14 protein-coding genes are annotated in these 15824 nt (G+C 38.2%); all 14 read left to right on the top strand.

Annotated elements, in window-relative coordinates:
* Positions 1-132: 132 nt before the first annotated feature.
* The 14 genes from AC1RNB_RS17805 to AC1RNB_RS17740 all read left to right on the top strand — a co-directional run bounded on the left by AC1RNB_RS17805 (position 133) and on the right by AC1RNB_RS17740 (position 15704).
* Complete coding sequence (locus AC1RNB_RS17805) at positions 133-585, top strand: low affinity iron permease family protein (protein ID WP_305267397.1); 453 nt, start codon at positions 133-135, stop codon at positions 583-585.
* 169 nt (positions 586-754) lie between these two features.
* Positions 755-1093 (top strand): ArsR/SmtB family transcription factor, encoded by a 339-nt coding sequence (locus AC1RNB_RS17800; protein ID WP_493085029.1) that lies wholly within the window; start codon positions 755-757, stop codon positions 1091-1093.
* A 156-nt stretch (positions 1094-1249) separates the two neighbouring features.
* Positions 1250-1759, top strand: coding sequence for a F0F1 ATP synthase subunit B family protein (locus tag AC1RNB_RS17795; protein WP_305267401.1), 510 nt, complete (start codon positions 1250-1252; stop codon positions 1757-1759).
* A 224-nt stretch (positions 1760-1983) separates the two neighbouring features.
* Positions 1984-3267, top strand: coding sequence for an efflux RND transporter permease subunit (locus AC1RNB_RS17790; protein WP_295234857.1), 1284 nt, complete (start codon positions 1984-1986; stop codon positions 3265-3267).
* Between the two features lie 4 nt (positions 3268-3271).
* Complete coding sequence (locus tag AC1RNB_RS17785; RefSeq protein ID WP_305267405.1) at positions 3272-5227, top strand: efflux RND transporter permease subunit; 1956 nt, start codon at positions 3272-3274, stop codon at positions 5225-5227.
* A 9-nt stretch (positions 5228-5236) separates the two neighbouring features.
* Positions 5237-5908 (top strand): DUF4136 domain-containing protein, encoded by a 672-nt coding sequence (locus tag AC1RNB_RS17780; protein WP_305267408.1) that lies wholly within the window; start codon positions 5237-5239, stop codon positions 5906-5908.
* Positions 5909-5957: 49 nt separating this feature from the next.
* Positions 5958-6389: a TRASH domain-containing protein gene (locus AC1RNB_RS17775; RefSeq protein WP_305267409.1), complete on the top strand. Its 432-nt coding sequence runs from the start codon at positions 5958-5960 to the stop codon at positions 6387-6389.
* A gap of 94 nt (positions 6390-6483) precedes the next feature.
* The gene (locus AC1RNB_RS17770) at positions 6484-7740 is read left to right on the top strand and encodes a TolC family protein (RefSeq protein ID WP_305267412.1); all 1257 of its coding nucleotides are present in this window, start codon (positions 6484-6486) and stop codon (positions 7738-7740) included.
* 25 nt (positions 7741-7765) lie between these two features.
* The gene (locus AC1RNB_RS17765) at positions 7766-9262 is read left to right on the top strand and encodes a multicopper oxidase family protein (protein ID WP_305267414.1); all 1497 of its coding nucleotides are present in this window, start codon (positions 7766-7768) and stop codon (positions 9260-9262) included.
* A gap of 19 nt (positions 9263-9281) precedes the next feature.
* Positions 9282-10631, top strand: a complete 1350-nt coding sequence (locus AC1RNB_RS17760; protein WP_305267416.1) for a heavy metal-binding domain-containing protein — start codon at positions 9282-9284, stop codon at positions 10629-10631.
* Between the two features lie 107 nt (positions 10632-10738).
* Positions 10739-11953: an efflux RND transporter periplasmic adaptor subunit gene (locus AC1RNB_RS17755; RefSeq protein WP_305267418.1), complete on the top strand. Its 1215-nt coding sequence runs from the start codon at positions 10739-10741 to the stop codon at positions 11951-11953.
* A gap of 67 nt (positions 11954-12020) precedes the next feature.
* Positions 12021-13388, top strand: coding sequence for a TolC family protein (locus AC1RNB_RS17750; protein ID WP_305267420.1), 1368 nt, complete (start codon positions 12021-12023; stop codon positions 13386-13388).
* 25 nt (positions 13389-13413) lie between these two features.
* The gene (locus AC1RNB_RS17745; RefSeq protein ID WP_493085024.1) at positions 13414-14379 is read left to right on the top strand and encodes an HlyD family secretion protein; all 966 of its coding nucleotides are present in this window, start codon (positions 13414-13416) and stop codon (positions 14377-14379) included.
* 131 nt (positions 14380-14510) lie between these two features.
* Positions 14511-15704, top strand: coding sequence for an ABC transporter permease (locus AC1RNB_RS17740; RefSeq protein WP_305267423.1), 1194 nt, complete (start codon positions 14511-14513; stop codon positions 15702-15704).
* Positions 15705-15824 lie beyond the last annotated feature (120 nt).

Here is a 15824-nt window from a genome sequence, read left to right as displayed (position 1 = left end):
CCTGTTTTCGGTCTCCTGACTTTTGTGACTTTGGTATAGATTGCGAAAGTCGGCACAAAAGACGATGTTCTGTATTTTCAATCAAAAAACAATGCGAAAAAACATATTCAAATGCAAGAATAAAAACAAATTATGAAACATAGAAAAACAAACATCTTCGAAAAGCTTTCACATTATGCAACAATGTTTACAGGCACTACAAAGGCCTTTATTATTGCGTGCCTGATTATTGTAGTCTGGCTGCTCACAGGACCCCTTTTTCATTTTTCAGATACCTGGCAACTGGTGATAAATACAGGCACCACCATCATTACTTTTTTAATGGTGTTTCTTATTCAGCGAATGCAGAATAAGGATTCTCATGCCGTCCATCTTAAATTAAACGAATTGATTGCTTCATTAAAGGGGCCGAGCAACAGATTAATTGATATTGAAGATTTAACTGAAAAGGAACTGGAAATATTGAGTAGTTATTTCCGTAGCTTAAGTACATTGGCAAAAAAGGAAAAGGATTTGTCGCAATCACATTCCATCGAAGAAGCGGAGGAATTGCATGTAGAAAAATATGCTAAAGACATATATTAAAATACAGTTGTTAAAGGTTACAATAAAATATAGACAGATTTAAGTGGTGTTGGTAAAATATTTGACTATGAAAATAACAGGTCTGATTTTTATTCATTATATAACTATTTGTATACCTGTATGACTAAAATCTGCTATTGAGGTAAGCAATATCATAGTTTCTATCCTTATGACCATAGACCTTTATCGAAATGAAAAAGCTATGGTGAAGCAGAAAAATAAAAGTTTTAAAAAAGAAGATATGATAAAAATGGCTGAAATATTAAAGGCTGCAGCACACCCTGATAGATTAGCTATGTTAAGCCTGCTATATAAGAGTAGTGAAAAATGCCTTTCAGTAAAAACAATTTATGAGAAACTGGGTATGCAGCAGCCGATTGTGTCAAGGCATCTGAAAATACTGAAAAGCGCAGGAATAGTCAGCAAGTTACAGGAAGGGCGGAAAATGTTTTATTGTTTGTGTACGGATAAAGAAAGTATAACAACACTGTTGTGTTTTTTTAAATGATTTTCATTCTTTTAAGTTTATGTACCGGGAATTTTTGTTTTGATATTACATGCTGGTAGTGCTGATAAAGCATAAATGAAGTATCAAAAAAACGAAGGTATGTCGGGTTTAAGTGTAGGATTTTATTTAAAAATATTTGAACAATAAAAAAAATGTATGAATTTATTGAATCATGACGAGGGTTATTTTATATGGGAGATTATAATATTTTTCATTTTTATTATTCTCTTAAAAAAGGCTGTCTGGAAACCTGTGACTACGTATTTAAACGAAAGAAGAAATGTTATTTCAGATTCACTGGCTTCAATAGAAAAGGCACGGGTAGCGGTAGATCAGTTAAAAAAGGAAGCTGAATTGTTGAATAAAAAAACATTGGACGAAATATCGGCCTTGCAAAAAGATACAAAAGAGTTTAATGAAAAAGTACTTTCTGAAGCCAAGATTAAAGCCAAACTGAATTATGATCTTATTATTGAAGATGCGCTGTTATACATTCAGAAATTAAAGGTTGATGCAATAGTTGAAATAAAGAATAAAACTGGCATACTGGTAATAGAAATAGCAGACAAGGTATTACGTAAGGAATTAGCTGAACCTGGCAAACAAGAAGAACTAAGTAAAAGATTGATAGATAAAATAGAGTTTAAAAGTAAAAAAGTGAAATGAAATTCAACAACTCTGGTTATCCGGTCATAAAAAAATAATTTAAAAACAAAAGTAACACCATGCCCCAAAACATAAATACAAACTATGATAAAAACAGCACTCCCTAATTTAAAAATTCCATTCTTGCAATGGCACTGGCATTTGTTAACAGTAATAAGTAAACGGCTGGATTTTTTTAGGCCCATAGAAATCATTTTAAATAATCGTAAAACCCAACCCAATTCATGGTACAGAACCTTATAACATTTGCTTTAAAAAACAGGATGATGGTTCTGCTGGCAGCAGTACTTTTATTCGTTTGGGGTTTTAATTCTATAAAAGATAATCCCATTGATGCTATTCCCGACTTGTCCGAAAACCAGGTGATTGTATTTACAGAATGGATGGGACGAAGCCCTCAGTTGATGGAAGATCAGATTACTTATCCACTCGTATCTAACCTACAGGGTATTCCCCGCATCAAAAACATAAGAGGTACTTCCATGTTCGGGATGAGTTTTGTGTATGTAATTTTTGAAGACGATGTTGACATCTACTGGGCCCGTACCCGGGTGCTGGAAAGATTAAACTATGCACAACGTTTATTGCCGCCTGGTATAACACCATCGTTGGGGCCAGATGGCACCGGTGTAGGCCATATTTTCTGGTATCACCTGGACGCTCCAAAATTAGATTTAGGAGAACAACGAGCCCTGCAGGATTGGTATGTAAAATTTGCCCTCCAAACGGTTAAAGGTGTTGCAGAGGTAGCTTCTTATGGCGGTTTTGAAAAACAATACCAGATTGTGCTGGACCCCGTGAAACTGCAATTCTATAAAGTATCCCTGATGGATGTAATGAATAAAGTAAAAGCGAACAATAATGATGTGGGCGGCCGGAAATTTGAAATGAGCGACATGGCCTACGTTATTCGGGGATTGGGCTACATCAAAAGTAAAGAAGATGTAGAAAGCATTGCCTTGGCACAATATAATGGCATACCGGTAAGAGTTAAAGATGTTGGCTCAGTACAGATGGGTGGCGACTTACGATTAGGCACTCTTGACGCAAACGGAGAAGGTGAAGTAGTGGGAGGTATAGTAGTAATGCGCTATGGGCAAAATGCAGACGAAGTAATAAAGGCAGTTAAAGCAAAAATAAAAGATGTAGAAAAAGGTTTGCCTGAAGGGGTTACAATCAAAGCTTCTTACGACAGAAGTGGATTGATAGAAGCCGCTATTGAAACTGTAAAAGGAAAACTAATAGAAGAAATAATCGTGGTTTGTTTAGTGGTGTTGGTTTTCCTTTTCCATTGGCGAAGTGCTTTGAGCATTATTATTCAAATTCCAATAACAATTGCTATTAGTTTTATCCTGCTGAATGCGTTTGGCATGTCATCAAATTTAATGTCTTTAACGGGCATTGCATTAGCCATTGGCGTTATTGTAGATAATGGAATTATCATGTCTGAAAATAGTTATCGCCAGCTTTCTGAATGGCAAAATAATAATCACCCTGAAAAAAATTAATACGATGAATTTCTTTAAAAAATTAAAAGCACGTTTCAGCAAAAAAGATACCCCTTCTTACCGGAAAATTCCTGATGATATAAGAATGTCAATTATAGAACGTGCCTGCAAACAGGTATCAAGGGGCGTATTCTTTTCTACCATTATTATTATTGCTTCTTTTCTGCCGGTATTTCTATTAACCGGGCAGGAAGGGAAATTGTTTCATCCCCTGGCTTATACAAAGACTTTCATACTGGCGGTAGATGCCTTATTGGTGTTAACACTGGCCCCGGTACTGATTTCCTTTTTTATGAAAGGGAAATTTCTACCGGACAATGCAAACCCGGTGAACAGGATGCTTGAAAGAATTTATGAGCCTGTTATCAGGGCCTGTATAAAAAGAAGGTGGGTCACTATTGGGGTTAATGTAATAGCGTTGGCAATCAGCATCCCTTTGGTAATGGGCCTTGGGCGTGAGTTCATGCCTCCGCTGGATGAAGGCTCACTTTTATTTATGCCCGTTATGATGCCGGATGTTTCTAATTCTGAAGCCAAACGCATATTACAGGTTCAGGATAAAATCATAAAAAGTGTACCCGAAGTAACCCATGTATTGGGCAAAGCAGGCCGGGCAAGTTCAGCAACAGATAATTCCCCTATCAGTATGGTAGAAACTATTATTATGCTGAAACCAAGGAGCGAATGGAGAAAGGGATTTACAAAAGACAGTATCATTAATGAATTAAATGCAAAGCTTCAGATACCGGGAGTTACAAACGGATGGACTCAGCCTATCATCAACCGTATTAATATGCTTTCCACAGGCATACGCACAGATGTAGGCGTAAAAGTATTTGGTCAGAACCTGGATACTATTTATGCATTTGCACAACAAATTAAAAAAGCCTTGGAAGGCACTCCGGGTGTAAAAGATTTATATGTAGAACCTATAACGGGTGGAAAATACATTGATATAGTAGTTAAACGGGATGAGATTGGCCGCTATGGTCTAAGTACTGATGATGTGAATACCGTTGTAGAAGCAGCGCTGGGGGGTATGCGGCTTACCACCACTATTGAAGACCGCCGTCGCTTTTCAGTTAATGCCAGGTTTGCACAGGATTTCAGAAATAATATTGAATCTCTAAAAAGATTGCAGGTGCAAACAATGAGCTTTGGGCCCATACCGCTGGAAGCAGTGGCGGATATCCAAATACACGAAGGCCCCCCAATGATAAATTCTGAAAATGCAATGTTGCGTGGCACTGTATTATTCAATGTAAGAGAACGTGACTTAGCCAGTACTGTTACGGAAGCGCAGAAAAAGCTGGATAAAATGATCAATAAAATGCCTAAAGGATATTTCCTGGACTGGAGTGGGCAATATGAAAATTTAATCCGTGGTGAAAGAACATTAAAAATGATTTTGCCCATTGTTTTGCTTATCATTTTTATGTGCATGTATTTTGCCTTTAATTCTGCACGGGAAGCTTTCTTCAGTCTTATTTCCATTCCTTTTGCGCTGATTGGCGGAGCGTATTTTGTTTATTTCTGGGGCGTTAATCTTTCGGTAGCTGTATCTGTTGGCTTTATCGCATTATTTGGTTTGGCGGTGGAAACGGGGATCGTAATGGTTATTTATCTTAATGATGCCATGGAGCAGTTAGTAGCAAAAAAAGGCAATTCAAGAGAAACAATCACCAAAGAAGATTTACGGGAATACGTGATTCATGGCGCTGCAAAAAGATTGAGGCCAAAATTGATGACGGTGAGTGTATCCTTATTTGGATTGGTTCCCATTCTTTGGAGTACGGGTGTGGGAAGTGATGTGATGATACCCATTGTACTGCCAATGATTGGCGGGGTACTTACTTCATCAACACATATTCTTTTGGTAACACCCTTAATATTTTTAATGCAGAAGGAATATGAGTTAAGAAAGCATGGGAAAATAGATGTATTGGAAACAAAGCATTAAAAAATAGTTATGAAAATAAATGCAAAATATATTTTGACAGTATTAATCGTTTCAGGTGCATTTGTGGTAATGCTGAATAGTTGTAGCCGGAAAATATATAAGGATATATCAAGCAATTACGACAAGTCAGTGGACTTTAAGCACTATAGAACTTTCGCATGGTTGCCTGGTAAAGATTCTGCTGCTGCTAAAAGTACTTTTGAAATGAAACGTACCAATACGGAGAATTATTTTACGCATTGCATGGGCGAAAGAGGATACAAAGTAAATCTCGACAGCCCTGATATTTTATTGGAACTGATTGTAAAAAGTAAAACACTGGAGAAGGCAGACCCTACTGCCCCTTCGCCCTACAGCACAACAACAGTAACGCAATATGGCAATCCATTTTTGCACCCGCTAAGTAATCCACTTAAATACAATAAGTCATTTACCTATAAATATTTTAATTACTCCAAAGAAGATGCGGCACCAAAGGAAACCTATTTAAAAAATTCAATTATACTTAATGTGATTGACAGGGCACAGCAGAAAATCGTATGGAGTGGAACTGCTAATGCTGATTTATATGATACAGCATATTTACAAATGAACCTGCACCCGGTGGTATATGATCTACTGGAGCAATACCCTGTAAAATCGTTTCATAAGCATCGCAACAAAACAAGAGACAACTGGTAAATAAAATTATTTACAAAAAAATAAAGAGTAATATCAAAAACAATTCAAGATGAAAACAAAAAAATATTTCGGAGTAGTCCTGGTCATTTCCCTGGTTACAGTTATGTCATGTAATTCAGGTGGATCTTCTGCGACAGATAATAAAAAAGCGATGGTTGGGGCTACTGTTATTTTCTCTGATACAGGAATTACAAGGCTTGTCAATAGCCAGGTATGTATGATCAACAACAGATTTATGAACTCGGAGCAGATCGCTGTTCCATTAAATGATAAAACATACTACGGCTGTTGTGAAGGTTGTGTAAAGGCCTTGAAAGAAGATTCAACAACACATTATATACCTGACCCTCTATCGGGGGAACAGGTTGATAAAGCAGTCGCTTTTATTATTGGCAAACCCGGCTCTAAAGAAGATGTTCTTTACTTTAAAACAGAAACAAATGCAAAAGAGTATTTCAGCAAAAACCTTCAACGAAAATAGTAGTTTAAAAAGCAAATAGCCAGAGCCGTTAAAAGACAATAAATGTGAAAAGGAGTGCTGGAAATAAAACGATAATCAATATAAAACAGATCTAATGAAGAAAACTTTTTATTTAATATGGGGACTTATTCTTTTGTCAGGCTTCACGGCCAATGCGCAAAAGCCAATGGGCATTAGTGAAATTCTCGATTCTATTCAAGCGAGTAATCCAACTCTTAAAATGTACGATGCAGAGGTGCGTTCTTTAGACGAAACTGCCAAAGGCGCTAAAAGCTGGATGGCTCCTGAACTGTCATCAGGCTTTTTTATGGTGCCCTATGCCCCCCGCTACTGGAAGTCAATGGCTGGGCAACCGGGTATGGGGCAATATACCATTGCAGCGCAACAAACCATACCTAACCCTAAACGGTTAAATGCAGATTCCAAATACATGTCGGCTATGTCATCTGTGGAAAAAGAGAAGAAAGGTTATACATTAAATCAACTATATGCTGATGCAAAGAAGAATTATTACGAATGGATAGTAATCAAAAAGCAATTGTTCATTTTAGATGATAACGAAAAGCTTCTAAACTATATGATACAAAGCGCTGAAATACGGTATAAGAACGGGCTTGAAAAAATAAGTGCCTACTATAAAGCAAAAGCTGCAATTGCTAATGTTCAAAGCATGAGGGTTATGCTGGAGAATGAAATCAAGCAAAGAAAATACAACATCAATACATTAATGTACCGTGATAAAACGATTGAATTTGATATTGACACTTCTTACACATTCAATAGCTATCAAAATCTGGCTTTTGATACTGCATTGTTTGTAACGAACAGGAGTGATATAAAAGCGATTGAAAAAGAAATGTACGTAAATATATTAAAACAGGAAACTGAAAGAACAAGACTGCTGCCCGAATATGCTGTACGGTTTGAAAATGCCTATGGATGGGCGAAACAACCTTTGCAGTTTTCTGCAATGGTATCAGTTCGTTTGCCAATGGCCCGTTGGTCGGCTAAAATGAATAAGGCAAATATTGAAGGGCTGAAATGGAAAAATGAATCATTGAAACAACAAAAGCAAATGATCCTAAATGAATCTACCGGTTCTGCTTATGGTTTGCGAACAGACATCCTCAACAAAAGAAAACAAATCAAACTGTACGAAGAAAATATCCTGCCCGCACTTCGCAGAAACTATCAAACCTATCAATTAGCCTATGAACAAAATACAGAGGAATTATTTCAATTATTTGATGCATGGGAAACACTCAATATGACTCAGCTTGAATATTTAAAACAATTACAGGAATTACTGACGATGCAGGTTGAACTTGAAAGAACCTTGCAAATAAAATAATTATTCATCTTAAAATATTTCAACCATGAAACGCAGGGTGTTTATAAAAAATACAGGTTTGGGAGCAGGTGGTATATTAACTGCCGGTTCCATTGTAACTATTATAGCAGCATGTAATAAGAACAATATGATGAATGGCGGCGGCATGAATATGGGGGGACAGCCTGTTCCTGTAACAGAAGGAAGCTTCACCAGGTTACTCCCTATTCCCAACACAGTATCAGGTAATGCAACATTAACTGCTCAGGCAACAACTGCAAATATTAATGGCAGCAATATTTCTGTATTGGGTTACCAGGCTAATGGTATTTTGGGCCCTACTATCCGTGCTAACAGTGGTATAAATACCAACTTCAATTTTCAGAATAATCTTTCTGAAAAAAGCAATGTCCATTGGCATGGTTTAAAAATTTCTGCCAATATGGATGGGCATCCGCAAGCTCTTGTAAATCCCGGCAGTAGTTTTAATTACCAGTTCCCTATTAATCAAAGAGCAGGACTATGCTGGTATCATCCGCATCCCGATGGAGCAACTGCAAGACAAGCCTTTCAGGGGCTAGCCGGTTTGTTTATAATTAACGATGCCGAAGAAGCAGCTTTAAGTCTGCCGTCCGGTATTTATGAAATCCCTTTAGTAATACAGGATAAGCGATTTACTTCATCCGGTATCACATATAATCCTTCTATGGGAGAAGTAATGTCGGGCTATATGGGCGAAACAATTATTGTAAATGGAGAAGCATCTCCTTACACTGACGTAGCAACACGTTACTATCGCTTGCGGATACTAAACGGCTCCAATGCCCGGATCTATAATCTGGCTTTGAGTAATAATGCCGATTTAATAATAATTGGTAACGATGGTGGTTTATTAAGAAATCCAGCGACTGTTAAAACCGTTTTACTGGCACCTGGCGAAAGATTAGATGTGCTGGTAAACTTTGCAGGATTAACAGCAGGTACTCAAGTATTTCTTGAAAGCAGGATGTTTGATAACGGTGGCAGTGCACAGGGGAAGCAGGGGTTTAAGATTATGAAGTTTAAGGTAACACAAACCGTAAGCGATAGCTTTATTGTACCAGCTTCACTTTCTGCTGTTAATACTATTCCGGCTTCTTCATCTTCAAAGACAAGAAATTTTGTTATTAATGCCATGCAAATGACTAGTGGGATGAATATGACTGGTATTCACCGAATCAATGATAAGACCTATGATAAGAACAGGATTGATGAAACAGTTGCTGCAAATGCAACAGAGATATGGGTATTAGATAATTCACAGGGTGATGAACCCCATCCTATGCATTTGCATGGTGTGCATTTCCAGGTATTGGAAAGAAATGGTGGCCGGGGACAGTTGACAGCTTCCGAAAGCGGTTGGAAGGATACTGTTTTAGTAATGCCCCGTGAAACGGTAAAGATTATCATCCCATTTTCAACATTAACAGGTGTATTTGTTTTTCATTGCCACAACCTTGAACATGAAGATGATGGCATGATGTTACAATATCAATTAACTTAAAAGATTTATTACTTCAGTTATGAAAAAAAAGAAAATAGCAATTATTATATCATCAGTGCTGGTATTGCTGGTAGCCGTCGCATGGATATATTTTAAAGTACTGCTTCCGAAAAACGATACGCATAAACAGCACGAAGGAATGGCTGGAATGGAAAACATGAAGATGGACACTAAGGATGAGAGTATGAAAACGACTGCAGCGGAAGAAAAGGTTTTATACACCTGTTCTATGCACCCTGAAATCATTCGTGATAAGCCAGGTGACTGTCCTATTTGCGGCATGCATTTAGTCAAAAAAGAAAATGATAGTAAAAAAATACACGGCATTTCTTTGCATACTTTAATTCAGCCTACCAACAGTTATGCCGTTTCCCGTATACCCTCTACTACTTTACAGCAGCAGGAAGAGGCAATAGAAATTAACGCACTTGGATATACTGCCTATAACACTACTGAAGTGGGGGCTATATCTGCCCGTATAAGTGGCAGGATTGAAAAGTTATATGTACGGTTTCGTTATCAATTAGTTAAAAAGGGCCAAAAGATTATGGACATATACAGCCCGGAGTTACTTACGGCACAGCAAAATCTTTTATTCCTGCTGAAGAATGATCCATCCAATAATTCATTAATCAGCGCCGCTAAAGAAAAATTATTACTTCTTGGCTTTCCTTCTGAACAATTACAGCAGTTAGTATCCACCCAAAAAACACTGTTTACCGTTTCTGTTTATAGCAGGTACGGCGGGCACATACATGAATCACTTGGCAAGGAAATGAATGGTGCCGGAGCTGAGGTGCCTGTCATGAATGAAGCTACATCATTAACCACCCAGGAACTTAGCCTTAAAGAAGGGATGTATTTACAAAAGGGGCAAACGATTTTTAAAGTATATAGTCCTAACAAGGTATGGGCCTTACTGAATATTTATCCCTCAGACCAGCCTTTTATTAAAGTTGGCAATAAAGTAAGGATTGTGCCGGAAGCGAAGCCCGGTAATGATTTTAGTAGTTCTATTTACTTTATTGAACCTTTTTTCAGGCCGGGAAGTAAAACGCTTACAGCAAGAGTAAATGTTGATAATAGTGTTTTGCAATTACCTATTGGCAGCCAGGTACGTGCAACTATTTTCACCAACTCAATAAATGCGGATTGGTTGCCAAAGGATGCCGTTCTATCATTAGGGCTTGAAAAAGTTGTTTTTGTAAAAAGTGGTATCGGATTCAAAGCCCAAAAGGTTGAAACAGGACTTGCCTATAAAAATTTAATACAGATTACCGGAGGGATTACTATGCAGGATTCTGTAGCAGCTAATGCACAGTTTTTAATGGATAGTGAAAGTTTTATAAAGATTCAACGTAAAGATTAACGGAAGGCTATTTAAATACGATTATGTCAATTAATGAACAGCATGAAAAAATGTTTTAATGGACACGGATCAAGATCATACAATTGTTAGTTCTTAAAAAATTAAAGATGAAAAAAATATTTATTGTATTGGGGCTTATGTTTCTGTTTGCTGCCTGTAAAAATAACAAAGAGAAAGATACAGGTGATGCGAAACATGCCGCACATGGAGATGTTTATTATACCTGTTCTATGCATACACAGGTGATGCAGGATAAACCAGGGAATTGCCCAATTTGCGGAATGAAACTGATCGAGGTTTCAAAGACGTCAACACCTGATAACGATGGCGTACAATTGAATGAACAACAAATGCAACTTGGTAATATTTTGACGGATACTATTCGTAACGGAATGATTGGCGACCAGATGGTACTTACTGCTACTCTAAATGCCGACCAGCGTTTGATTAATGCAGTAAGTGCGAGGGTGATGGGCAGAATTGAAAAGCTATATTTTAAAAACCTGGGTGACTATGTCAGAAAAGGGGATAAATTATTTGATATATACAGTGAAGAACTGAATAATGCCAAACAGGAATATTTATTAGCACTGGAACGCCAGAAGACGCTTGATAATTCAATTGTTGATTTTACGGCCATTATTCAAAGTGCTAAAAACAAGCTTCTTTTGTGGGGCTTATCAGAAGTACAAATAAAGGATATATCCGTTAAAAAAATCGCTTCTCCTCTCACAACTTTTTATAGTCCCGTAGCAGGTTATATAACCACTTTAGATATAAGTGAAGGCGAATATGCAACTGAAGGCGGTACAATTGTACGGATTGCGGATTTATCCTCACTTTGGGCGGAGGCTCAGGTATATAACTCTCAGTTGTCGCAGATTGATAACAATGCGGTAGCCTCCGTTCAATTTCCCGATTTGCCTGGTAGACAAACAACTGGAAAGATTGAATTCATGAATCCTGAAATTAATCCACAAACACGTATAACCCTGCTGCGTGTAAATATTGCCAACTCAGGTAACGTACTCAAACCAGGTATGCCTGCTTATGTTACAATAAAAGGAAAACAGGTAAATACATTAACCTTACCTTCTAATGCCGTACTCCGTACAGGCACCGGCACATCTGTTTGGGTGCAAACTGGTAGCCGTTCTTTTAAAAGCAGGATGGTTGAAATTGGAAAGGAAGATGGAGACAGGGTTCAAATAAAATCGGGCCTTCAAGAGGGTGATATTGTTGTAATAAGCGGAGCGTATTTATTAAACAGTGAATTTATTTTCAAGAAAGGCGCCAATCCAATGGAGGGAATGAAAATGTAATGAGTTCATTATTTTTTCTTACCTGTTTGTTACCAAATAAAAAAATCAAAAAACGCTGTTTCATCTGATGAAAGTAAAATATATTTCCATCGCATTTATAAGCCTTGTGTGGTCACAGTCAGTGATTGGCCAGAGAATGGACAATGATTTAAAGTTGCTCATTAATGAAGCCTTTAACAACAGCCATCAATTAAAAATCAATATCTATAAAACAGCACAGGTGCAGATTAACCGCACAATGGCAAAGCAAACTTTTTTGCCGAAGATCAGCAATTCTGCTACCTATACCCGCCTCAATGATGACATCGCTTTTCCTCAAGACACAAAAACCTTGCTATTGGGTACGCAGGGTTTATTAATAAAAGAGGCGCTTAGCCTTCCCTTTAATGCAACACTGCCATCGCAGGTCAAGTTAAAACCTGTGCCCATTATTCAAAGTAAGGATATTTTTAAAATAACATCCGGTGCGCAATGGATTTTATTCAGCGGCTTTAAAGCCAGCCTGTCGGCGAAAGCAACACAGCACCAGGAAAAAGGTTTGAGCTTTCTTAGTCAGATAGAAAAAATAAATATCGCTAAAGATGTATGGGAAACATACGATAAACTGGCGCTGGTAAACGCTTCCGAACAGGTTATTAAAGCAACAGATAATTATTTGGACGAACAACTGCGATTTGTTGAAGAAGCCATTAAAAACGGATTGGCAACACCTTTGGAGCGGGAAAAAGTAAACCTGGCCCGTCAGAAATTAACGCTTAAAAAAATAGAGGTACAGGGCAATAAGGAATTGCTGATTGATAAACTATCCATGGTTACCTTACAGGAAAAAACAAGCCTGGCATTATTAAACCCAACTATTGCCCCATTATTTTTTACCGATACTATAACTGTTGAAAGGCCCGAGCTAAAAGCCCTCAACGAAAACATCCAGGCCATTGAACTCAAAAGAAAAATAGAACTAACTGAATACATTCCTAAAATCGCGGCTTTCGGCCAGTACGAATGGCGCAAACAAAACCTCTCCTTATTTGAGCCGCGGTGGTTTGCAGGGGCAAGATTGCAATGGACAATGTTTGATGGGTTGACGGCAAAAAAAGAAGCAAGGAAAACCGCCATTGAAAAAAATATTTTGCTGGAGCAGAAAAAAGATGCAGAAGAAAAAATATCGCTGGCGGTATCAAAAGCTGAAGTGGATGAAAGGACCGCCGGACAAAAAATGATAATGGCCAAACAAAGCGCTGCGCTGGCAGAAAGAATAAAACTGTGGACTGAAAAACAATTTAAAAATGGATTAACCAGCATACGGGAGCTGTTAGATGCAGTGGCGGAGCAGGAAAAAGCGCAACAGGATAGTTTAACAGCCATTTTTGAACAACGCAGGGCAGTAGCCAGTTTGTTGGAAGCGAAGGGCCGGCTTTTATTTTTTTTACAATAATAATGTGTTTAACTTATACAAGGTTATGAAACATACAATCGTTCTAATCGTTTTTGCCATACTGCTTATTACTTCATGCCGCAACAGGCAAAAAAAAATTGAAGGCATCCAGGGCAGGGTAAAATTTGAAAGCGTATCGGTTGCCCCGAAACTTGCGGGCCGTATCGAAAAAATAAATGTAAGCGAAGGGCAGGCAGTACAAAAAGGGGACACTTTAGCCGTATTGGATATTCCTGAAATAACACCAAAGTTGCAACAGGCCGAAGGCGCCATCGTTTCGGCACAGGGGCAAATGGACCTGGCCAATAACGGAGCTACCGGTGAACAAATTGACCAGGTTGAAAGTCAGCTTATGGCTGCCCGGGAACAACTTTCATTTGCAGAAAAAAGTTTTCAGCGGGTAACGAATATGTATGCCGATTCACTTATACCGGCGCAACAATATGATGAAACAAAAATGAAAGCGGAAGCGGCGAGGGCACAGGTAAAAACTATTGAGGCCAAACTTGCCGAAGTGCGGAAAGGTACAAGGGCGGAAAATAAAAAAACGGCTATGGGGCAGGTGGCAAGGGCTATAGGGGCTAAAAACGAAGCATTGGTTGCCCTGAATGAAAAATATATTATTGCCCCGGCCGATATGACCATAGAAACAATTGCTTTGAAAGAAGGCGAACTGGCTTTGCCTGGCTATACCTTTTTCAGCGGATTAAAAAAGGCATCCGTATACTTTCGTTTTACGGTGAGTGAGGATAAAGTGAACGCCTATAAAACCGAACAGCAGGTGATAGTAACTGTACCAAATACCACCCTTGAAATTCCAGGAAAGATTATAGCGGTAAAGCAATTGGCAAGATATGCTGATAATACTTCCACTTCACCCAATTATGAATTGGGGCAGGCTACTTATGAGTTAAAAGTGGTTGCAGGCGATAATAGTAAAGCCAAAGCCCTGTTTCAAAATTCTACGGTATTGTTGAAAGAACTAAAATAGCATCCTTTGTTTTTTATATTACAAACTTTTACTGAAATATATTTTATGAAGGCGGATACAATTTACAAAATCGGGTTATTGCTGCGGAAGAGTGTCCTGTTCTGGGCATAAAGATTAAAAAGCAGAAGCTGATGAAAAAATTCATACAATTATCAGGCGTCGAATTCAAACGTATATTTTCCAACGGTGTAGTAATGGTCATTTTTTTTGGCGCTCCGTTATTATATGGATTATTGTTTGGCGTAACCTATAAAAAAGGAAAGATTGATAAACTGTCCATTGCCGTTGTGGATTACGATGGTACAACCACGTCATATAAAATCATAGATGCTTTTAACGACAATGAATATTTGAAAGTGGCGAAAGTATATACAGAGAACCAGCAGGTAAAGGCGGGTATTATCCAGCAGAATTACCAAGCAATAATAACAATTCCTCAACGGTTTGAAGCAGACATTAACCAGCGCCGTTATCCCGAAATTACGGTGGACTTAAACATGTCAAACATTCTAACGGCCAATTTTGTCAGCCGTGGTTTACAAACTGTATTGGCAAGCCTCAATGCCGGTGTGGAAATAGAAACTTTAAAGAAGCAGGGATTATCGCCTGCGTTGGCTGATGCCCGGTATGAAGCTTTTAAAGTTACCTACAACCGGCTGTTCAATACATCGGGCAATTACCTCAATTTTATGTGGCCGGGATTAATGGGTGCCATCATGCAGCAAATATTCTTGCTGGCGCTTGCACTGGTATTTGCAAGGGATTTTGAAGATGGCTATTTCGCAAAGCTTATCCAATACAGCCGTATCAGCCTGGTTCATATATTGCTGAAGGCTTTGCCTTTTTATTTGATGGGAATAATAGTTTGGGGCATGGCTATTTTTTTACATCACGGTTTTTATATGAGCGGAACCATTTTAAATAGCGGTATGTTGGCAGTTACATTGGTGTTTACAACGGCCTGCATTTTATTGGGAATGCTATTTTCTATACTAATTCCAAACCAGCTAAGAGCCACAGAATTGCTAATGGTGATTGCCACGCCTGGTTTTGTATTGAGCGGGTACACCTGGCCAGCATCGGGGATGCCAGCTATATTGCAAAGCATCAGCAATGCTTTGCCATTAACACATTTTTTAAACGCCTTCAGAAAAATAGCCATCTATGGCGGCACTTACAGCGATATCAAAAATGAGATGTGTGCCTTAACCTGGATGAGTGTAATATTTTTTGTGCTGATTGTAATTTCTCTTCAGGTAAAAATATGGAAGTGGACGAAAAAAGAAACAAAGGTAAATGACCTTGTTGATTATATAGAAGAGTAGAATAAATGGTTGCCTGCTTAATAAGTTATAGAAATCTAAAATAGAACGTGTTGTGCTATTGAAAACTCAGAGCATGTTTGATCTGAGCCAGTTTTCTTCCATTTAAATAATTTATCCAGT

The sequence above is a fragment of the Sediminibacterium sp. GW821-FHT12F12 genome, from assembly GCF_058806635.1.
This window is presented reverse-complemented; position numbering and strand designations above follow the sequence as displayed.

Coding starts and splice junctions, on each gene's coding strand:
- AC1RNB_RS17800 (WP_493085029.1), top strand. CDS start 755: ATGACCATAGACCTTTATCGAAATGAAAAAGCTATGGTGAAGCAGAAA.
- AC1RNB_RS17740 (WP_305267423.1), top strand. CDS start 14,511: ATGAAAAAATTCATACAATTATCAGGCGTCGAATTCAAACGTATATTT.
- AC1RNB_RS17795 (WP_305267401.1), top strand. CDS start 1,250: ATGAATTTATTGAATCATGACGAGGGTTATTTTATATGGGAGATTATA.
- AC1RNB_RS17765 (WP_305267414.1), top strand. CDS start 7,766: ATGAAACGCAGGGTGTTTATAAAAAATACAGGTTTGGGAGCAGGTGGT.
- AC1RNB_RS17805 (WP_305267397.1), top strand. CDS start 133: ATGAAACATAGAAAAACAAACATCTTCGAAAAGCTTTCACATTATGCA.
- AC1RNB_RS17780 (WP_305267408.1), top strand. CDS start 5,237: ATGAAAATAAATGCAAAATATATTTTGACAGTATTAATCGTTTCAGGT.
- AC1RNB_RS17775 (WP_305267409.1), top strand. CDS start 5,958: ATGAAAACAAAAAAATATTTCGGAGTAGTCCTGGTCATTTCCCTGGTT.
- AC1RNB_RS17790 (WP_295234857.1), top strand. CDS start 1,984: ATGGTACAGAACCTTATAACATTTGCTTTAAAAAACAGGATGATGGTT.
- AC1RNB_RS17785 (WP_305267405.1), top strand. CDS start 3,272: ATGAATTTCTTTAAAAAATTAAAAGCACGTTTCAGCAAAAAAGATACC.
- AC1RNB_RS17745 (WP_493085024.1), top strand. CDS start 13,414: ATGAAACATACAATCGTTCTAATCGTTTTTGCCATACTGCTTATTACT.
- AC1RNB_RS17755 (WP_305267418.1), top strand. CDS start 10,739: ATGAAAAAAATATTTATTGTATTGGGGCTTATGTTTCTGTTTGCTGCC.
- AC1RNB_RS17760 (WP_305267416.1), top strand. CDS start 9,282: ATGAAAAAAAAGAAAATAGCAATTATTATATCATCAGTGCTGGTATTG.
- AC1RNB_RS17770 (WP_305267412.1), top strand. CDS start 6,484: ATGAAGAAAACTTTTTATTTAATATGGGGACTTATTCTTTTGTCAGGC.
- AC1RNB_RS17750 (WP_305267420.1), top strand. CDS start 12,021: ATGAAAGTAAAATATATTTCCATCGCATTTATAAGCCTTGTGTGGTCA.